This is a genomic window from Halomonas sp. DP8Y7-1, from assembly GCF_019801685.1.
Classification (GTDB): domain Bacteria; phylum Pseudomonadota; class Gammaproteobacteria; order Pseudomonadales; family Halomonadaceae; genus Halomonas; species Halomonas litopenaei_A.
The window spans coordinates 205,938-225,674 of record NZ_JAHVIN010000004.1 but is presented as its reverse complement, the minus strand read 5'-3'; the positions used below and the strand labels follow the sequence as shown (position 1 = coordinate 225,674).

19 protein-coding genes are annotated in these 19,737 nt (G+C 64.5%); 3 read left to right on the top strand and 16 right to left on the bottom strand.

Annotated features, from left to right (window positions below; genetic code table 11):
- Positions 1–69: 69 nt before the first annotated feature.
- On the top strand, positions 70–915 hold the full coding sequence (cysQ, locus tag KUV41_RS05545) for a 3'(2'),5'-bisphosphate nucleotidase CysQ (RefSeq protein WP_315900552.1): 846 nt from the start codon (positions 70–72) through the stop codon (positions 913–915).
- 20 nt (positions 916–935) lie between these two features.
- Here cysQ and KUV41_RS05540 read toward each other — a convergent pair whose 3' ends face one another.
- The 16 genes from KUV41_RS05540 to fliF all read right to left on the bottom strand — a co-directional run bounded on the left by KUV41_RS05540 (position 936) and on the right by fliF (position 17,117).
- Positions 936–2,210, bottom strand: a complete 1,275-nt coding sequence (locus KUV41_RS05540; protein WP_222484829.1) for an autotransporter outer membrane beta-barrel domain-containing protein — start codon at positions 2,208–2,210, stop codon at positions 936–938.
- 480 nt (positions 2,211–2,690) lie between these two features.
- On the bottom strand, positions 2,691–3,464 hold the full coding sequence (locus KUV41_RS05535; RefSeq protein ID WP_222484827.1) for an SDR family NAD(P)-dependent oxidoreductase: 774 nt from the start codon (positions 3,462–3,464) through the stop codon (positions 2,691–2,693).
- An 11-nt stretch (positions 3,465–3,475) separates the two neighbouring features.
- Complete coding sequence (locus KUV41_RS05530; protein ID WP_222484825.1) at positions 3,476–5,503, bottom strand: capsular polysaccharide biosynthesis protein; 2,028 nt, start codon at positions 5,501–5,503, stop codon at positions 3,476–3,478.
- 137 nt (positions 5,504–5,640) lie between these two features.
- Entirely contained in the window at positions 5,641–6,435 is a 795-nt protein-coding gene (fliR, locus tag KUV41_RS05525) for a flagellar biosynthetic protein FliR (RefSeq protein ID WP_222484823.1), read from the bottom strand.
- 86 nt (positions 6,436–6,521) lie between these two features.
- The gene (fliQ, locus tag KUV41_RS05520; protein WP_206943660.1) at positions 6,522–6,791 is read right to left on the bottom strand and encodes a flagellar biosynthesis protein FliQ; all 270 of its coding nucleotides are present in this window, start codon (positions 6,789–6,791) and stop codon (positions 6,522–6,524) included.
- Positions 6,792–6,825: 34 nt separating this feature from the next.
- Positions 6,826–7,545 carry a flagellar type III secretion system pore protein FliP gene (gene fliP, locus KUV41_RS05515; protein WP_315857913.1) on the bottom strand — a complete coding sequence of 240 codons (720 nt, stop codon included), beginning with the start codon at positions 7,543–7,545 and terminating at the stop codon, positions 6,826–6,828.
- 128 nt (positions 7,546–7,673) lie between these two features.
- On the bottom strand, positions 7,674–8,081 hold the full coding sequence (fliO, locus tag KUV41_RS05510) for a flagellar biosynthetic protein FliO (RefSeq protein WP_222162367.1): 408 nt from the start codon (positions 8,079–8,081) through the stop codon (positions 7,674–7,676).
- A complete protein-coding gene (gene fliN, locus KUV41_RS05505; RefSeq protein ID WP_222484821.1) occupies positions 8,078–8,581 on the bottom strand; it encodes a flagellar motor switch protein FliN in 504 nt (167 codons plus the stop codon). The genes fliO and fliN overlap by 4 nt, the downstream gene beginning before the upstream one ends.
- Positions 8,574–9,620 (bottom strand): flagellar motor switch protein FliM, encoded by a 1,047-nt coding sequence (fliM, locus tag KUV41_RS05500; RefSeq protein WP_206943667.1) that lies wholly within the window; start codon positions 9,618–9,620, stop codon positions 8,574–8,576. Before fliM ends, fliN begins: the two co-directional genes overlap by 8 nt.
- A 9-nt stretch (positions 9,621–9,629) precedes the next feature.
- Positions 9,630–10,130 (bottom strand): flagellar basal body-associated protein FliL, encoded by a 501-nt coding sequence (gene fliL, locus KUV41_RS05495; RefSeq protein ID WP_206943669.1) that lies wholly within the window; start codon positions 10,128–10,130, stop codon positions 9,630–9,632.
- A gap of 231 nt (positions 10,131–10,361) precedes the next feature.
- Positions 10,362–11,762 carry a flagellar hook-length control protein FliK gene (locus tag KUV41_RS05490; RefSeq protein WP_222484819.1) on the bottom strand — a complete coding sequence of 467 codons (1,401 nt, stop codon included), beginning with the start codon at positions 11,760–11,762 and terminating at the stop codon, positions 10,362–10,364.
- Positions 11,763–11,778: 16 nt separating this feature from the next.
- Positions 11,779–12,231 (bottom strand): flagellar export protein FliJ, encoded by a 453-nt coding sequence (fliJ, locus tag KUV41_RS05485; RefSeq protein WP_206943671.1) that lies wholly within the window; start codon positions 12,229–12,231, stop codon positions 11,779–11,781.
- Entirely contained in the window at positions 12,228–13,628 is a 1,401-nt protein-coding gene (fliI, locus tag KUV41_RS05480) for a flagellar protein export ATPase FliI (RefSeq protein WP_206943672.1), read from the bottom strand. The genes fliJ and fliI overlap by 4 nt, the downstream gene beginning before the upstream one ends.
- Positions 13,625–14,350, bottom strand: coding sequence for a flagellar assembly protein FliH (fliH, locus tag KUV41_RS05475; RefSeq protein WP_222162373.1), 726 nt, complete (start codon positions 14,348–14,350; stop codon positions 13,625–13,627). The genes fliI and fliH overlap by 4 nt, the downstream gene beginning before the upstream one ends.
- A gap of 36 nt (positions 14,351–14,386) precedes the next feature.
- Positions 14,387–15,391, bottom strand: a complete 1,005-nt coding sequence (gene fliG, locus KUV41_RS05470; protein WP_206943674.1) for a flagellar motor switch protein FliG — start codon at positions 15,389–15,391, stop codon at positions 14,387–14,389.
- The gene (gene fliF, locus KUV41_RS05465) at positions 15,384–17,117 is read right to left on the bottom strand and encodes a flagellar basal-body MS-ring/collar protein FliF (RefSeq protein WP_222484817.1); all 1,734 of its coding nucleotides are present in this window, start codon (positions 17,115–17,117) and stop codon (positions 15,384–15,386) included. Before fliF ends, fliG begins: the two co-directional genes overlap by 8 nt.
- 251 nt (positions 17,118–17,368) lie before the next feature.
- Here fliF and fliE point away from each other — a divergent pair, with 251 nt between their 5' ends.
- Entirely contained in the window at positions 17,369–17,704 is a 336-nt protein-coding gene (gene fliE, locus KUV41_RS05460) for a flagellar hook-basal body complex protein FliE (protein ID WP_206943677.1), read from the top strand.
- A 197-nt stretch (positions 17,705–17,901) separates the two neighbouring features.
- Entirely contained in the window at positions 17,902–19,590 is a 1,689-nt protein-coding gene (locus tag KUV41_RS05455) for a methyl-accepting chemotaxis protein (RefSeq protein ID WP_222484815.1), read from the top strand.
- The last annotated feature ends 147 nt before the right edge of the window (positions 19,591–19,737 follow it).

The window sequence follows — 19,737 nt, the reverse complement described above, 5'->3', positions numbered from 1 at the left end:
GGGAAGATGATCTTCCCCGCTGAATTGCTGGCCTGCCGCTTGGTCGCGGTGGCCCATGAGGAGCCTTCCGTGCCCGTAAGTCTGAGCAGTGAACACAAGGATGCCCTTGTCGCGGGTGTCGAAGACGCCGGTCGCCTGGTGCTCGAGATCTATCAGCGTGACTTCGACGTCGAGCACAAGGATGACAACAGTCCCCTGACCGAGGCCGACCTGGCCGCCCATCACGCGCTGGTGGCGCTGCTGGAACAGCTGACGCCCGGCACGCCGGTACTGTCCGAGGAATCCGGCGAGATCGCCACCGAGACGCGGCTGGGCTGGGACTGTTACTGGCTGGTGGACCCGCTGGATGGGACCAAGGAGTTCGTCAATCGCAACGGCGAGTTCACCCTCAATGTGGCGCTGATCGAGCACGGTGTACCGGTGCTCGGGGTGGTGCACGCGCCGGTGCTGGGGGTGACCTGGTTCGGTGATCGCCAGCACGGTGCCTGGCGCACCGAGCAGGCCCCCAGCGGCCAGGCGCCCGTGCGCCAGCCTATTCGAGTACGTGACTTGCCGGACCCCGCGGTAGCGCCTTGGGTGGTGGTTGGCAGCCGGCGCCATGGGGCTGAAGCCTTCGAGGCCTTCTGTGAGGGCCTGCCCGCCAGCGAGTGCACGTCCATGGGCAGCTCGCTGAAACTGTGCCTGGTGGCGGAGGGCAAGGCGGACCTCTATCCCCGCCTGGCCCCTACCTGCGAGTGGGACACCGCCGCGGCCCAGGCCGTGGTCACGGCCGCAGGAGGCGAGGTGCTGGATGCCGAGACGTTGATGCCACTGCGCTGCAATCGTGGCGAGTCACTGCTCAATCCGTTTTTCGTCGTCTGCGGCCAGCGTGACCGGCGCTGGGAACAGGCCCTGGCCGCAGCACTGGCGGACTGAGTCACGCGGTTCGGCCGGCTTCAGAAGGTGTAGGCCAGCGAGGCGCTGATGACGTCATATTCAGTGTCGCTGGCGCCCAGCGTGGTCTGTCCCGACAGCGACATGACCATGCCTTTGCCGAGACGGTGTTCACCCCCCAGGGTCAGGACGAAACGGTCGTCATCGCTGCCGTCCAGGTGGTCGGCGTCGTCGTCCACGTCACTGGACAGGTCGTAGTGATAGAACAGGTGGCCATAGACCCGTCCCGCGCTGAAGCGGGTGCTCAACTTGGCGCCAGCAAAGACCTCACCGGTCTCCTCACCATAGTCAGTGCGCTGCCCCAGGTAATCGCCGTCCAGGTCGTCTTCAAGATAGGCGCCGCCCAGGGTAAGGCCGGTGTCGACCCGGTGATAGCGCGGTAGATAGTAGGAGCCGGAGGCTCGCCCTCCCCAGCGGTGTCCATCCACGTCGATGGGGGCGGCCAGATAGTCCCGATGTGCCTCTCCATCCAGGTCCTGGTACAGCAGGGTGGCATCCAGCACCAGGCGGTCATCGAGCAGGGCCACCGCCGCATAGGGCATGACCAGCTCTCCTCCCAGATCGGTGCGGCCGCCATGGTCGCCATGTAGTTCGATATCGCTGTGGCCCGCGGCGAGGCCGACGAGCCAGTTCCGGTGGCGGTAGTCCACCCCTGCCAGCACCGCCTTGGTATCTCCCGAATATCCTGTGTGGTCTGTTTCCCCGTCCAGATCGCCGACCTCGCTGGTCGTCCAGACGCTGATGCCTGGACCTGTCAGAGCTTGCTGAGCGCGCGGTTGCATATGCGCGTCGATGCGCTGGGTGACGGGCTGGAAGTGGCGTGCCAAGGCTTGTTTGAGGGCGCCGTACAGGCTCTGATCGATGTCGAGAATGCCCAGGCGGGATGCTAGTGCCAGGGTCTCATCGCGATCTAGCTCGCCCATCGTTCCGCTGAACAGCAGCGTGCCATCGTCAGCACGCAGGGATATCGGCGTGGTGGTGTTCACGGCGGCAAGCGGTGTGCCGGGGGGTAGAAGGAGGTCAATGGGACGACCATTGAGCACCGCCGTCACACGGTTGTCCGGGCTGCCAGGAGACGTTTGCTGGAAGTGCTGCAAGGTGAGGGGGCGGCCCTCGAAGCTCGTGTAGAGCGTGCCTGCTGCCGCGGTTGTCGGAAGCGTCTGGGCCAGCCCTGTAGCAGGCATCAGGCTGAGTGCCAGGCTGGGGACCAACAGGCAGCGAGCCAATAGTGAGGGTGCCGGGGCGACGGAGGGGTGGTGGGGTAGGGTCGGTTTCATGGAAATGCCTTTTCGGGATAGAAACACCTTTGGGGCGGCTGATTAGGGGAAATACATCAGCCTTTTCATCCGATCCTTAGCTGAAAATGCGCATGTTGGATGAGGTGTTATCCAGTATCAGGCATTAGAAGGTAACTAAATGTATATACTGTGCCTAAATGGAATTAGGATTGCATTTTTTTGCTATTCCATCTTTTTGGTGGCGAAAAAGTGCTCAAAAAAGCAGAGAAGGGTAATTAAGAGCACAGTGTTGGTCGGTGTTTGCTGAAAAAAAGACCCATCGCTGTCTTGGCGAGTCAGCCGGGGCTTTGTGAGGGGACCGGAGCAGGGAAGGACGTGGGTGCAGGGAAGGACGTGGGTGCAGAGAAGGACGTGGGGGTAGGAAGGGAAATGGGTGTTGTGAAAAAAACGTGGCGCTGTGAGCGAGGGTAGAGCCGTTGCTCGTCAGGGTGAGGCGCCGTGCAGGTCATGACCAGAGGATTACTTGCGCGATATCCCATAGCCAAAAAGCTGCAGCAGGCGCTGGGCCCACGCTGGTGGTAGCAGCGTCAGACCTTGGGTTGCCAGGCACAGCGGCAGTGGAAAGCTGACTCTGGGGCGATTGGCATCCACTGCCTTGGCGATGCGTTTTGCAGCGCGCTCTGCGCTCCACATAAAGGGTTTGGGGCCGGGCATGGCACGCGCCATGTTGGACGCCACGTACCCGGGCATGACCAGGGTGACCCCGACGCCGTCATTGCCAAGGGGGGCCCTTAGCGCCTCGGCGTAGGCCTTGATGGCCGCCTTGCTGGCGCTGTAGCTGGGAACGGACGGCAAGCCATGCCAGGCGGCCAGGGAGCTGACAAAGACCAGCTGGCCGTGACCGCGGCGGCGCATGGCGGTCGCGAGCTGGCGGCTCATTTCCATGGGCACGCGCAGGTTAATGTCCATCAGCTGACGAGCGGCCTCGGCGCATTCATCGAGCCGAGCGTCGCGGATACCGGTGTTCATGCCGGCTGCCATTATCACGAGATCTGGCGTCGCGCTGAGGCTGTCCAGCCAGGCGCGACGGGCCTGATCATCTTCCAGGGTAACGCTGAACAGGCTTACCTTGGCCCCCTTGGCGCGGCAGCGTGTGGCCAGTGTGTCCAGGACGTCCTGCCGCCGGCCGTGTAGCAGCAGGTGCTGGCCTGGCGCCGCGTAGTGTTCGGCCAGGGCGCCACCGATGGCCCCGGTGGCGCCGGTGATGAGGATCAGTCGAAGGGGCTCGGTCATCTCGCAAGTCCTCAGTAGGGTCCATGCAGGTAGCGTCGGGTCAGGCGGTAGAGGCGCTGAAACAGGGTGAGTTCCTGCTGGTTCTGGCGCGCCGATGCCAACAGCTGGACGGCGGTTTCGACGTTGATGAGCTGACGACTGCGGGGGTCGACGTAGCGGGGGTAGCGAATCAACGCGGCCACCACCAGCTGCTCCAGGCTGATCTTGCGGCCACGACGATCGGGTGCCGGTGCGTGGTCCTGGGTCAGCCCCCAGCCCGCATAGAACGGCATGCCATAGGTGACCACCCGGCGCTCACGAATCAGCGCTTCAAAGCCGGTCAGGGAGGTCATGGTATGGACCTCATCGACCCTGTCGATCAGGGTCGTGATATCGACGTCGGCGACCAGCCTGTCCCAGTCGTCCGAGGACACCTGCGCTCCTTGCCGCACACCCGCCACCACATCCGGGTGGGGACGATAGACAATGAAGGCGTCAGGTCTGGTCCGACGGACCTCCCTGAGAAGCTGCGCATTGGTGCGGATTCGCCCGGCGCCCAGGCGCACCGAGGCATCGCTTTCCACCTGGCCTACCACCAGCAGAAGCGGTCGATCACCTGGCAGTTCAGGCAGGCGGGAAGGCTCGTGGTGAGGGTTGTACTTGCTCAGCTTGAGCTGTCGCAGCTGCTGGATCAGCTGGGCCGCCCGCGCGAGTTCGCGGGGGCTGAACCGGCCGTGGGCGATCAGCCGTTCCAGCTCGCTGGGGCGGCCAGGATCGTAGTGAATGCCACAGCGATCGATGACCAGCGACAGCGGCCTGACCAGGTCGATGCCCAGCCCCACGGAGCGTAGAAAGCCATCTTCCATGCGTGATACCCCTGTCGCTGCTGGTACCTGGCGTCCCCATAGCAGCTGCCGCTCCGTGGAGGTGGCCATCGGTGATGGCTCAAAGCGTCCTTGTAAGTGATGACTTACACACGCCTTGGGTCCCAGAAAATCCCCGACGAACCGCTGCTTCCAGCGTGACAGGCCGTGGCACCGCCAATGCCCCCTGCCGGCGTCGATCTGACGCTGCTGGTCTTCCAGCAGATCCAGGGTGTCCTCCAGGGTGGAAGGGGCGCCGGTATAGGGGTTGGCGTAGCGGCTGTAATGCAGGTAAGCGGCGGCGAACAGACGCGGCAGCGAGGCTCGACGGTGACGGCGAGGACAGCGGAGGTGGTCAGTGGTCAGGCCCCAGCCAGCGTAGAACGGGAGGCCGTGGCAGGTGACGGGGAGCCCCGCCAGCAGGGCCTCGAAGCCAAGCTGGCTGGTCACGACGTGAACGGCCTGCACCGCATCGAACAGTGCCCAGGGATTTATGTCATCTGCCAGCAGTTGGCAGCGAGGGTGGCGGCCCGCGTGTTCCAGATGGCCCTGGCGTCGCCCGGCGATGACCTCGGGATGCACCTTGACCAGGATGTCGGCATCGGGATGACGGGTCAGTGCATGGTCGAGCATCTGGTGAAAACGTTGACGGTCGGCCAGGCCACCGACGATCGAGGCGTCGTCCCGGGTCTGGTCGACCACCAGTACGCGTGGCCGAGGGCTCACCGGTAACGGTATGTCCGGGGCGTGGTTGACCTTGGACAGGCGGGAGTGGCGCAGGCGCGCGATCAAACCACTGGCGCGAAGCTCGTCCTCGGGTGAAATACGGCCATGCTCGATCAGGGATTCCAGGTCGGAGGGGGCCGAGGCGTCGTAGTAGATGCCGCTGTGATCGACCACCAGTGAATGACTGGCGTATCCCTCTGCTGCGGGCCCCCAGGAACGCACGAAGCCTTCCTCGAGCGCAATGAACGGCAACTGGTGGCGTAGCGCCCACTGTCTGGCCCTGGCGGTGGTGGGGCGCTGCCCCCAACCCACCACGGCGTCCGCGCGACAGCCGCGGCGGCGTGGCCAGGGGACGATATCAGAAAACTCCGGCAGGCAGGGAGCCAGCGCCGGCAGCCGGGCCAGGGCGGTGGTGGCAGTCAGCGCACAGCCTGTTGGCGACGTGGCGTCACGAAGCTGTGGCGAACGCATGAGTGACCTCTACCCCTTGGACGAGTGTTCAGGATGCTGCTGTCGAGCAGCAGTCGCTAATGCTATCAGGGTGATAAGGGCATCAGGGCGGCGCTTTATGCCGCAGCCAGCAGAAAGGGTGAAGGCGTCGTGAGGGCTCAGCTCGACAGCGGGGCCAGCGTCTCGAGCAGCGACTGCAGAACGTTCAGACCCTGATGGAAGTGGTGCTGCAGGAAGCGGCCCAGGTCGGTCATCAGCACCATCAACAGCGCCAGTCCAACGGTGAGGGAGGTGGGAAAGCCGATGTTGAACACCGTCAATTGGGGAGCCGCCCGGTTGAGGATGCCCAGCGCCAGGTTGATGGTCAGAAGGGGGGCGACCAACGGCAGAGCCAGCAGCAGGCCGGTGGCGAAGATGGTGCCACCGTAGCGCGCCAGCATGATGAAAGCATCTGGATTGAAGCGTTGGATGCCGATCGGCAGCGTTTCGAAGCTGGTGATCAGCAGCTCCAGCACGATCAAGTGGCCGTTGATGGCCAGAAACATCAGCAGGGTGATCATGTAGAGATAGCGCGAGACCACCACCATGTTGGTGCCACTGGACGGATCGAAGAAGGTGGCGAAGGCCAGGCCCATCTGCAGGCCGATGAATTCACCGGTGGCCTGCACCACGACCAGCAGCACCCTGATGCACAGTCCCATGGCGACCCCGATGACCAGCTGCTCCACCACCAGCCCAAGGCCGGCCCAGGAGGCAATCGGAATATCGGGCAATGGGGGTAGCATGGGGCTGATCAGGATGGCGATGGCGCCCGCCAGGCCAATCTTGGCCTGGGTCGGCACTGCGCTGTGGCCCCACAGGGGAGCGCTCAGCATCAACGCAGTGATGCGCATCATGGGCCATAGGAAGAGGCTGAGCCAGGAGTGTAGCTGGTCGAAGGTGACCTCTACCATGGGAGCCGAGTGTTTCCGGTGGTCATGATCTTCACAGCGCTCCCTGCTATTCGGCCACTTGCCATGTTCCGCTGACTGACGCTATGTCAGGACACGAGGGCCGGGATATTGCTGAACAGCTCCCGGGTGAAGGTGATGATCAGTTCCAGCAGCCAGGGGCCCGCCAGTACCAGCACGGCAAACACCGCCAGGATCTTGGGGATAAACGACAGCGTCATCTCGTTGATCTGGGTCGCCGCCTGGAACAGGCTGACCAGCAGACCGGTGAGCAGGGCGGTCAGCAGCAGCGGCGCACCCAGCAGCAGGGTCACGCGCATTCCTTGATAGGCCAGGCTCATGACGGTCTCGGGGTGCATGGGGATCTCCTTAGAGCGATGTGGCTGGCGCGTGCTAGAGGTAGAAGCTTTCGGCCATGGAGCCGATGATCAGCTGCCAGCCGTCCACCAGCACAAACAGCATCAGCTTGAACGGCAGTGAGATCGTCACCGGCGGCACCATCATCATCCCCAGTGACATCAGTACGCTGGCCACGACCAGGTCGATGATCAGGAACGGGATGAAGATGGTGAAGCCGATCTGAAAGGCGGTCTTCAGCTCGCTGGTGACGAAGGCCGGCACCAGGACCTGCAGGGGCACGTCCTCGGGGCCTGCCATGGGTCCGACGTCAGACAGTCGGGCAAACATCGCCAGGTCCGGCTCCCGGGTCTGGCCGAGCATGAACTCGCGGAAGGGCTGCTGGGCGATGTCGATGAACTGGCCGAAGTCGATGGCATCAGTGGTCAATGGCAGCCAGGCATCCTGATAGACGTCATTGAGCACCGGCGACATGATGAAGGCGGTCAGAAACAGCGCCAGCCCCAGCAAGACCTGATTGGGAGGGGTGGACGCGGTGCCCATGGCGGTGCGCAGCAGGCTCAACACGATGATGATGCGGGTGAAGCTGGTCATCATCAGCAGCGCGGTCGGCAGAAATGCCATCGCGCTGAGCAACAGCAGCGTCTGCACCGACAGCGACCATTTCTGGCCGCCGTCGGCCAAGGGCTCGCTGATCACGCCAGGGATCTGCTGCGCTACCGCCGGCGTGGCGGCCAGACCGCTAAAGGCCAGCATCAGCACTACGGCCAGCAGCGGTGTCAGTAGTCGCGCCAGTGACCGTCGAGTCAGAGGCTGCCAGAAATAACCCGCGCCAGGGCGGCCGGTGGGGTGAGGCAGCAGGCTGTCGATCATCGCCATACCCATCAACGCGGTCGCTGTCCGAGGTTGGTCTTGAGGGCCTGTGCGAAGCGCTCGCCGAAGCTGTCCGCTGCAGCGGACGATGCCGGCAGTTCTGGCTCCTCGGGCGCTGGCAGGCTGTCGAGGCGATTGACCCGGCCGGCGCCGACGCCGAGCACCAGCCAGCGATCCTGAACCTGCACGACTACCACACGCTCACGCTGGCCCACGGCGGTGCTGCCGATGATCTTGAGCCTGCCTGGCTGGCCATGCAGGCCTCCGCTGCGCCGTTTGATCAAGGCCGAGAGTCCGAACAGGATGGCGATGATCAGGGCCAGGGCGGCTGCCGTCTTGCCCAGCATCGCCAGGCCCAGCAGGCCGTCGCCGCCCTGGGCCAGACCGTCGATCGCTGCGCTGGTGGTCGTCTCGTTCATCGGTTGAGCTTCTGTACCCGCTCGGAGGGGGTGATGATCTCGGTGATGCGAATGCCATAGCGATCCTCGACCACGACGACCTCACCCTGGGCGATCAGATAGCCGTTGATCAGGATGTCCATCGGCTCACCGGCCAGGCCTTCGAGTTCCACCACCGATCCCTGGGCCAGTTCCAGCAGCTGCTTGATGGTCAGGCGCGTGCGGCCGAGCTCCACGGTCAGCTTGACCGGGATATCCATGATCATGTCGAGATCACGGGTGCCGCTGGCGCTGCTGCTGTCCCCCAGTGGCCGGAACACGCTGTCTCCGGCGGCCTTGGGGGTGGGGCTGTCGGCGGCGGTTGCCGTGTCATCGTTGGGGTCGGCGGCCTGCTGTTCCGCCATGGCCTCTGCCCAGGGGTCGTCCTCGGGCGTGATGGCGTCGTTGTCCTGTTGTTCGGACATGGCGGCGGCCCAGTCATCGTCGCCGACCTGGTCTTCGGGCTTGTTGGGGTCAGTCATGCTCTGATTCCTTGGAAGGAGGCCGTGTGCCTTTGACGAAAGCATTGCCGGAGGGATGCCCGGCGGCGTGATCGAACATTCGCAGGACGCGCAGTGCGCGCTGCTCGCGCTGGCTACCGTACTCGCACTCCATCACCGGCACGCCGTCAACCTGAGCGGTCACCGTGTCGGGCAGGTCCAGCGGCAGAATGTCGCCGACGGAAAGCGCCATCACGTCGGCGATTCGTGAGTCGACCGTGGCAAAGTTGGCGACCAGCTCGACCTCAGGGTGGCGCAGCTCGCCGGCCATGCGTCGATGAAAGGCGCCGTCCTTGTCACGACTGCTTTCGCTGAGGGGATTGGTCAGCAGGTCCTTTAGCGGTTCGATCATGCTGTAAGGCATGCACACCTGGAAGGTGGACGACAGGCTGCCGACTTCAAGGTGGAAACTGGTGCTGACCACGATCTCGTTGGGCGAGTTGGTGATGTTGGCGAACTTGGACTGCATTTCCGAGCGCAGGTAGCCGATATCCAGCGGATAGACCGACTTCCAGGCTTCGCTGTAGCCCTCGATGGCGAGGTTGAGGACCCGCTGGATAATGCGCTGCTCGGTATTGGTGAACTCACGCCCTTCGGACTTGGTGACGAAACGTCCGTCTCCACCAAACAGATTGTCCACCACCATGAACACCAGACTGGGGGGAAACACGATCAGCGCCGAGCCTTTGAGGGGCTTCATGGCGATGATGTTGATGTTGGTGGGCACCGGAACGTTGCGTGAGAATTCGCTGTAGCTCAGATAGCGAACGGCATCCACGGTGATATCCGCGCTACGCCTGAGCAGGTTGAACATGCCGGTACGAAAGTGACGAGCGAAGCGCTCATTGATGATATCCAGCGCCTGCAGCCGCTCACGGATGATGCGCTGCTGGTTGGCCGGATCAAAGGGGCGCAGGCGGCCCCGGGGCGCGCTTTCCTCGCCATCGGTGTCATCGTCACCGCTGACACCCTTGAGCAGGGCGTCGATTTCTTCCTGAGACAGGAGATCGTCTTGAGACATGATCGCGACCTATTGGACGATGAACTCGGTGAACAGCACGTCGTCGATACCAATGCGGGCGCGATCGGGGCCGAGCACGTCCTTCAGGGTCGTGACGATGTCGCTGGCCAGGGCGCGCTTGCCTGACGCCGTCACCAGACTCTCGGCGTCCCGGTCCGACAGCAACAGCAGCAGCTTGTTACGCACCTGGGGGCGGTGCTGCTCCAGGGTTTCCAGGCTCTGCTCATCGGTCAGTTGAAGCGTCATGCCGGCATACAGAAGACGCGGAATATCGTCGTCATCTGCCAGGTTGACGGTGAAGGGCTCCAGCTTGAGATAGATGGGCGCCACCGCAGGGTGTGCCGGGGTGCTGGCATCCACCAGAGTGTCGCCGATGGCATCTTCGAGACTGGCGTGAGCGGACGTCTTGGCCTTCTCCTGGTAGAGCAGGTAGAAGCCGGCTGCAGCCCCGAAGGATGCCAGGATGACCAGGATCACCAGCAACCAGATGAGCCGTCGAGATTTCGCCATGTCCTGAAGTCCTGAGCCTGTTGTCCCTGTACGGGAAATATGGGTACACGCGGATGTGCCGCACCCTCAGTATGCCGCTTGAGGGTGCGTGTCGATGGCAAGAACAGGCACCAAGTTCGTGCTTATCTTGGGATATTGTTTCATCGAGGCGCGATTCCACCAGCGCTCTAGTTCACTAGAGCTCTAGTTCACCAGAGCACTCTTTTACCAATGCTCTAGGCCTCGACAGCGTTACGCATAGAGATCGACACGCCCCTCGCCGAGGGGCAGTGACGGCGCCTGCTGGGAAGTGGCCTCCTGGAGGCCTGTGTCTGTGGAGGGAGCGCCGGCCAGTGCGGCCTGGCCCCCGCCAGCGGCGCTGTCCTGGGCGTTGCCCTGGGAGCCCGGATGCGTGCCCTGGTCGCTGACCGAGGCATCACCGAGCTGGATACCCTGCTCGGCCAGCGCTTCGCGCAGCTGTGGGATGGCCTGCTCCAGGGTCTGCCTGACCTGAGCATGGGCCGAGAAGAACTGCGCCTGGGCGCCATGTTCGCCGAGCTTGAGAGTGACGCCCAGGGACCCCAGCTCAGCAGGATGCAAGCGCAGTTCGATCTTCTGTTCAGCATCGCCGGCCTGGCTGGAAAGACGCGCCAGGGTGTGGCCGAGCTGCTGAGGCCAGGCGTTGTGGTTGAGGGACAGTGCTGCGGCGCTGGCGGGAAGCGCTGACGCCGCCAGGGGGGCCGCGCCGCGGCTGTTCAAGGATGCCGGAGCTGCCAGGCCATCGGTGGCTGCACGAGCCTCAAGCGAGCTTTCGCTACGTGGCTGATCGGCAGCCTCGCTGGCACCCTGCAACATGCCGCTGGCCAGGGTCGTTGGCGCTGGCGGCTGAGCGGCGTCGGAGACCGGCGCTGACGGCGCCGACGCGAGCGGCGATGACGGCTGGGCCGCGCTGGTAGTCGCCTGGGTCGGGTGCTCGCCGCGAGGCGTCAGATGCAGGGCGAGAGGATCGACGGAGGTGGCCATCGCGCGGCCAGTGGAGCCGTCACTTGGCGCCTGATGAACCTTGGCGGTGTCTAGATGCGGTGGCGGAGTGACCTCCGCCAGCGATGACATTGCCCCCGCGCCCTGGGCCGCGCTGGCCAGAGAAGGGCCCGCCAGAGTGGGGTTGAGCGGACCGGCGGCATGAGAACCTAGGCTGGCCTGCCCTGCGGTGAGCTGGGCCGCGCTGGTGACATCGGCACGGGAGAGACCAGCGCCCTGGCCAGTACTGGCTGTCGTGGCTGTCACTGTGTGCGCCTGGATCGCCGATGCGCGGGCGATGGCCATGGCAAGCTCACCGCTTGCCGGCATCCCTTCGCCGTGGATAGCGATGGGGGCCATGCTGAGACCAGGCAGCGCGGCATCAGGATGATGGGCCGCGACGAGTTCCCCAGCCATGTTCTGATCGCCGTCCTTCGAGGCTGCGCTGCCCCCGCGGTCGCCACTGTGGGACTCCTGCACGCCAGGCTGCGTCGTCGAGGAAGCCAGCCCGGCCACCGCGGCCAGGTGCTCGGCGAAGTCGCCGCCGGAGGAGGCTTGGCCATCCGTTGCTGACGAGGCCTGTGCGACGTTGGTCGTGGACGGGCCGGCAAGGCCCAGCAGAGTCAGGTCCATGGGATATCCTTGTCGCTCAGTAACCGCCGGGAATGGCGTTGCCACGCTGCAGGCGGCTGTTGATCAGGTCATCGCTGACGCGCTGTTCCTGGCGGGCCTGATGACGCAAGCCTTGCTGTGCACGGCGTTGTGCCAGGGTGTCGTAGGCGCTCAGGCGCTGTTGTTCTTGCTGCCATTCCTGCTGGCTGCTGGTGACCTTGTCACGCTCCCGCTGGAGCGCGCCGCGTGCCCTGGCCAGGGCGTCATCCAGTGACATCAGGAAGCGCTGGGTGTTATGCAGCGTGGCCGGATCGATGCCACGGCGCATGTCCTGGTGCAGGCGCTCGGCATATTCCTGCCGGTAGTGCTCCAGCGAAGTCAGCTGGTCGGCCACCTGGCGCTCGTCGCGTCGGGCACTGGCCAGATGCTGCAGGGCTTGATCTCGGGCATCTCGGGCCAGCTCGATCAGGGTATCCAGTGGGGTGCTCATGCTGCTCCTCCCAGAGTGGACGAGAGCGCCTGACGCGAGGCCTCCAGGCTGGCGCATTCGTCGATTCGCTGTTGCAGAAAGGCTTCCAGATCAGGGTAGCGGCGCACGGCATCGTCAAGACGCGGGTCGTGGCCTGGCTGGTAGGCGCCGACGCTGATCAGGTCGCGGTTGCGCTGATAGCGTGAAAACATGGCCTTGAAGCCCTGTGCCTGGCGGCGCTGGCCGTCGTCGACGATGGCGTTCATGGCACGGCTGATCGAGGCTTCGATATCGATGGCGGGATAGTGGCCGGCCTCGGCCAGGCCTCGCGACAGCACCACGTGGCCGTCGAGTATGGCCCGCGCCGAGTCGGCGATCGGGTCCTGCTGGTCGTCGCCTTCAGTGAGTACGGTATAGAAAGCGGTGATGGAGCCTCCGCCGGGCGCTGCGTTGCCCGCGCGCTCGACCAGGCTCGGCAGCTTGGCGAAGACCGAGGGTGGATAGCCCTTGGTGGCCGGGGGCTCGCCGATGGCCAGGGCGATTTCGCGCTGGGCCATGGCGTAGCGGGTAAGCGAATCCATGATCAGCAGCACGTTCTTGCCGTCGTCACGAAAACCTTCGGCCAGGCGGGTGGCGTAGGCGGCCCCCTTGAGTCGCTGTAGAGGCGAAGTATCTGCCGGGGCAGCGACCACCACCGCACGACGGCGTCCTTCGGGGCCGAGGATGTTGTCGATGAAGTCCTGTACTTCGCGGCCACGCTCCCCGATCAGACCCACCACGATGACATCGGCCTGGGTATAGCGAGCCATCATCCCGAGCAGTACCGACTTGCCCACGCCCGAGCCAGCGAACAGCCCCATGCGTTGACCGCGGCCTACGCTGAGCAGCGCGTTGATGGCGCGGATGCCGACGTCGATCTGTTCGTCGATTGGGGCCCGCGACAAGGGGTTGAGCGGAGGGGTGGCCAGCGGTGCGCGGGGAGCGTCGTCGAGCTCGCCGAGCCCGTCGAGGGGGGCGCCGGTGCCGTCGACAACGCGACCCAGCAGACTGTCGCCCAATGGAAAACGGCGCGAGGCATTGGCGCCACCCTCACCCAGGGGCAAGACGCGGGCGCCAGGCATCAGGCCACTGATCTCTCCCAGCGGCATCAGAAACAGACGCTCGCCGGCAAAGCCTACCACCTCCGCCTCGGCGTACTGGCTGGCCTGGCTACCGTCTGGTTGGCGCGGGCCTTCACCGGGGAGTTCAATGCGACAGCTGTCACCCAGCGCTACCTGCAGACCCACCACTTCGATCACCATGCCGGTGGCGCGAATGACACGTCCGGTGGCTCGCGTAGCGGGCAGGCCGTCAACCCGTTGGGTGACGGCCTGAAGCACGCGCTGCCAGTGCTGATGGTGGGCCTGAGGTGAACTCATGGGGCGCTGTCCTCGCCGCTAGTGCTGTCGTCGTCCGTCTCGCGGGGGGCGCGGCGGCGGACCTGGGCGGTGACGGCCTGCCAGCGGCGCTCCCAAGTGGCGTCGATATCGCCCTGGTCGCCGCTGACGCGACAGCCGCCCCGATGCAGACGTTCGTCGACGCGGAGCGTCCAGCCGGCGGTCTCCAGCTGCTCTCCCAGGTGGCGCTCAACCAGTCGCAGGTCCAACGGATGCAGCCATAGGCGTTGGCGGCCTACCAGCGGCGGGTCGGTATGCAGCAGCTGTTGCACCAGCTCGACGACCTGGCGAGGGCGTGCCTTCAATGCCTCGCCTGCCAGCTGTCGACCGGTGGCCAGGGCCAGGTCGGTCAGCTGTTCCGCCACGGCATCATCAAGCTGCATCAGCGCCGCCTGGAAGTCTTCGACCAGCTGTGCCAAGGGAGCCAGCGCTTCCTCGCTACGGCTGTCGATCGCGGCGGCGATTTCCTGCTCGGCCTGGGCACGCCCTGCGGCAAGACCTTGCTCCAGGCCCTGCTGATAGCCCTTGGCATGGCCTGCGTCGAAGCCTTGCTGGTGACCCTGGGCATGGCCTTCACGGTGACCTGCGTCGCGCGCACGCTGGCGCTCGGCAGCCAGCTCATTACGCGTCGGTGCGTCAGGCGCGGGCGCCTCGTCTGCATCTTCGGGCAGGGCTCCCATGTTCCAGCGACGCCAATGGCTCATGCCCGCGCCCCCTTGTCATGCGTCTTGTGCACGCCCCTAGACATAGGCTTCGTCCCCTCCACTGAGCACAATTTCGCCGTTGTCGGCGAGGCGGCGCACCACCTGCAGGATGACCTTCTGTTCGGCTTCCACCTGGGAGACCCGAATCGGGCCGCGGGCATCCATGTCTTCCTGAAGCAGGTCGGCGGCACGTTGGGACATGTTGACCAGGAACTTGGCCTTGAGGGTTTCCGGAGCGCCCTTGAGGGCGATGACCAGACTGTTGGTCTCGATTTCCTTGAGCAGCAGCTGGATGCTGCGATCGTCGAGGTCGCCGATGTTCTCGAACAGGAACATCTCGTCGATGATCTTCTGGGCCAGGTCCTCGCTGTGGGAGCGCACCGTGTCGATGGCGGCCTCTTCCTGGTTGGTATTCATCAGGTTGAGGATCTCTGCCGCGGTCCGTACGCCACCCATCTTGCTGCGTTTGAGGTTCTGCCCGTCGAGCATGCTGGTCAGCACTTCGGTGAGTTCCTGCAGCGCTGCTGGCTGAACGCCGCTGAAGGTGGCGATCCGCAGCACCACATCGTTGCGCTGCTTTTCGTCGAACAGTTCGAGCACATCGGCGGCCTGATGGCGCTCCAGGTGCACCAGCACGGTGGCGATGATCTGCGGATGCTCGTCGCGGATCAGCTCGGCCACGGTGGCTGGTTCCATCAGGTTGAGGGCATCGATGCCGCTGCTGGTGCCGGCGGTTTCCAGCACGTCTTCGATCAGGCTCGAGGCGCGCTCGCTGCCTAGTGCCTTGGTCAGCACCGAGCGGATGTGTTCGCTGGAATTCATGTTGAGACCGATGAACTCCTCGGTCTCGGTGTGGAAGTCATGCAGGACCCGTCGCATCTCTTCGTGGGAGATCTGGCCGAGCTGGGCCATCTCCCGCGATATCTGCTGGATCTCTTTGGCATTCAGGTACTTGAATACCTCTGCAGCGCTATCTTCATCCAGGGCAAGCAACAGCACGGCGCTGCGTCGAATGCCGCTCGAGGTTTCGATGCTAGTCATTGGCGTTCATCCAGCTGCGCACGATCATGGCGACCAGACGTGGGTCTTCCTGAGCCATTTCCCGCAGGTCATTGAGATTCTGTTCGTAGGCATTGGCCTTGCGCTTGCGTCGGTTGTCCCGGCTGTACGTGGCCGCCTCGTCTTCGCCTGACTCGCTGTCGCCATCAGCCTTGTGCTCGCCTTCGGCCTCTTCGTCGCCGACCCGGGCCGAGAAGGCACTGGGCATCGCAGGCGCTGGCGGGGTTTCCGTATAGCGGCGAATCAGCGGGCGCAGGACCAGCAGGTACAGCAGCAGTGCAGCCAGCAAGATCAGCAGGTAACGACCTATCTCCTTGGCCAGCTGGTGGACCATGGGGTCCTTCCACCAGGTCGGCTCGACCAGCGCATCCGGCTGGGTAAACGGACGGTTGACCACGGACAAGGCGTCGCCGCGCTCCTCGGAGTAGCCCATGGCCTGGCGCACCAGGGTCTCGACCTCGGCCAGCTGGGTGTCGGAGAGGGGCGTGCGGGTGGCTTCGCCGGCGTCGTCGACGCCATCCTGATAGTTGATGACCACCGCGGCGGAGAGGCGCTCGATGCCTCCACGCTGGTGCTGTACGTGGGAGACCTGGCGGTCGACCTCGTAGTTGGTGACGTCATCGCGGCGAACTCGCTGGGCGCTGGCCTGTTCGTCGCCGGCGGTGTCCTGGGCGTTCCCCGGCTGCTCGGCGGCCGCCGGGTCGGTCTCTCCGTTGTCAATCGGCGACGCGGCGGTGGTCGGGGCGCTGTTGCTCAGGGCACCCGGGATGCCGCTGGCCAGATCGCCCTGGCCATTGATGTCCAGGCTTGACTGGTGACTGCGCACGGCGGCCTGGTTAGGGGGCTGATTGGGGCCGTAGCGCTCTTGGGTCTCTTCACGCTTGGAGAAGTCGACCTGAGCGGTGATCTGCGCGTGCACATTGGCAGGGCCCACCAGTGGCGCCAGGATGTCCTCGATCCGTCGCTGGTAGGAACGCTCGACCTCGGCGATGTAGTCGAGCTGGGTGCCGTCGAGCCCTAGCCCGCTGTGGCTGGCCGCCGACAACAGACGACCGTTCTGGTCGATCACCGTCACGTCTTCACCGGCCAGGTCGGGCACGCTGGATGACACCAGGTGGACCATGGCGGCCACCTGGCCTTCTCCGACTCGCCTGCCGGGCTCGAGGGTCAGCACCACCGAGGCCTTGGCCGGCTGGCGTTCGCGCACGAACACCGAATCCTTGGGCAGCGCCAGATGTACCCTGGCATCGGCGACCGGGCCCAGCGAGGCAATGGAGCGAGCGAGCTCACCCTCGAGGCCTCGCTGGTAGTTGATCTGCTCAGCGAATTGACTGATACCGAAGGCCTGGTCCTGCATCAGCTCAAGGCCTACGTTGCCGCCGTGGGGCAGGCCTTGTTCGGCCAGCTGCAGGCGCAGGGTGTGCAGTTGATCGTCCGGCACCAGTAGGGCGTGGCCGCCGGCGGAGAAACGATAGGGTACGCCGCGACTGTCGAGCTCGGTGATGATGGCACCACCGTCGGCTTCGCTGAGGTTGCTGAACAGCACGCGATACTGCGGGCGTGAGGCCCATAGCACCAGGGCGACGATGAGCGCGATCGAAGCTGCCCCTGCCAGCAGCAGCGGAATCAAGGGCTTGCCACCCAGTCTTGACGTCAGTCCGGACAGGGGGCCCGCGCTGGTGGCTTTGGCGTCTGCCGTGGCGCTCATGGACGATTCCTGTGCGGAAGAGACGTGTAAAGTCGAGTCATTGGCATGACCGGTGGTCCGTTGGTCGAGTGGCCGCGGGCAATGCCCGGTTCTGTGTTGATGCCTATTATCGCGAGGCCTGGTCGAGCCAATGATTGAAATAGCCCATGTTTTGTCGGCCATTTACGGCGATGAGCAGGACGCAAGACTTGGTAGGCTTGCCTGCGACGATCGGGGAACTCCCTGCAGACTAACGAGCACCAGGACTTCACATGTCGACACCCGCGATGCAATCGGCTCTGGCCCAGATGGCCACCATGGCCCGTGATGCCGGTCAGGTTTCTGCGTCACAGCCTCCAGGCGTGCGCGATGGGGCCGAAGCCGACGGCGGCTTCGCCGATGCACTCAAGTCCTCGATACAGCGCATCAATGAGTTGAAGGAGACGGCCGACACCCAGGCCAAGGCCTTTCAGGCTGGCGTTCCGGGCGTCGAGCTCAACGATGTGATGGTCGACATGCAGAAGGCCAGCGTGGCTTTCCAGATGGGCCAGCAGGTGCGCAACCGCCTGGTATCGGCCTATCGGGACGTCATGAACATGCAAGTCTAGGCTGGCCTCTTACCAGCCCTATCCCCAGCCCTATCCCCAGCCCGAGAGGCGCCTGGGCGCGAGGCAGGCTGTGCGTGAGCCGTAGGCCATTACCTTGGGCGCCGAGTCCCGTTTCGACACAGTCTTGTCATCAATAGCTGGTATTCCTGCCGCACCCCTTCGCTCAAGAAACGGGACAACCAGGGAACCTTGCTCCGATGACGCCTCTTCGCTTTCTTTCCATCCGCACCGGCGGCCTGCTGGTGCTGGCGCTGTTCTTTTTCCTTATGGCGGGCCTTGGTGGGCTTGGCCTGTATGCCAACCAACAAGGCCGTGAAGCCTTCGACACGATGCGAGAGGAGCATGTCGAGCAATTTCGGCTGCTCAACCTGGCTCAGACCCAGGTCTTTCGCTCACGCGTAGAGATGGACCGGGCGGCGCGGCTGACGCGGGTCCCTTCCTTCGATCGTCCGGGGCCGGTCATCGAAGCGGCCGAGGCGCTGCTGACGGATGCCAAGCTGGCCTTTGACGATTTTATGGCGTCGGACGCCAGTGAGGCCCTGTCGAGCAACAGGTCAACGCTGGAACAGCACTTTCGCTCGCTGGTCGGTACCGGCCTTGAGCTGCAATTGATGCTGCTCAAGGAGGGCGACCTGGGGGGCTACGATGCGGGGCAGTCCCGCCTGACGGCCATGAGCCACGATTTCGTGGAGGGTGTGGAGGCCTTTTCGGCCGAGGCGCTGGCCCAGGAGGCGCGGCTTGCAGCGGGCTTTCGCCACCTGGCGGACAGCATGAACATGGCGCTGGCCGCGACGCTGGGGCTGTCACTGCTGGTGTCTGTGTTGCTGGCCTTTGGCGTGAGACGTCACGTTCTTCAGCCGCTCAAGGCGTTGCTGCGCCACTTTGAGGCTTTGGCTCAGGGGCAGCTCGAGCGGCCACTGCCAGACCGGGGCAACAACGAGGTAGGGCAGTTGTACCAAGGCGTTGAGTCACTGCGTCTGGCCTTGGTGAAGAACGTGCGTGACATGCGTGAGACCAGCGACAGCCTCCGCCACAACGCCGAACGCATGCAGGATGATGGCCGTGAGCTGTCCCGTCGCACCCAGCAGCAGGCGGCGGCCCTGGAGCAGACGGTCGCCAGCCTGGAGCAGTTGACGGCGACCGTGGCGCAGACGGTGGCCCATCTCGGTGAGGCCAATCGCCTGGCCGATGACGTGGGGCAGCGTGCTGCCAGCGGCAGTGAAGGAGTTGCCGCGGTGGCAACGGCCATGGCCGAGATTCAGCGTCACGCGGACCAGGTTCAGGCGATGGTCAAGCTGATCGATGATATTGCCTTCCAGACCAACCTGCTGGCCCTCAATGCGTCGGTCGAGGCCGCTCGAGCCGGGGAACACGGTCGTGGATTTGCCGTGGTGGCGGCAGAGGTGCGCAGTCTGGCAGCGCGCAGTGCGGAGGCTGCGGGCGAAATTCGTGATCTGACCGGGGCCTCCAGTGCCAGTGTGGCAGTCGGCGCCCGGCAGTCCCGTGACGCTGATGCGTCCATTCAAGGTATCGCCGGTGCCATCGTCGAGCTGGGGGCACGCATGGTGGAACTCGAACAGGCGGCTGGCGAGCAGCATCAGGGCCTGGATCAGCTCACCCAGGCGATGGCCGACATCGACAGCGTGACCCAACGCAATGCCGACATGGTCCGGCGCTCCAGGCAAGAGGCCGAGCGCCTGACGCAGACGGCTGTTGCGTTGACCGAGGCCAATGCTCACATGCGCCTTCCAGACACCTGCACGCATCTCGACGATGAGCCTTCCTCCCTGGCCCCGCCGACGTCAGCGGCAAGAACACAACGCCGGTGGCTGCCGCTGTTCAAGCGTCAGCAAGCACTCAAGTCCCAGGGCATTGGAAGTGCATGACCTGGGTGCTGGTACAGGAACGGCCTCAAGGGGGCATGCTCCGGGGGGCGTGCTCCAAGGGGCCGTCTTCAAAGGGCGAATGCTCATGGGGGTCGTGATGAACCGGCCTGCTAGGCCGTTAATAGACCTTACCTGCGTTGATTAAAG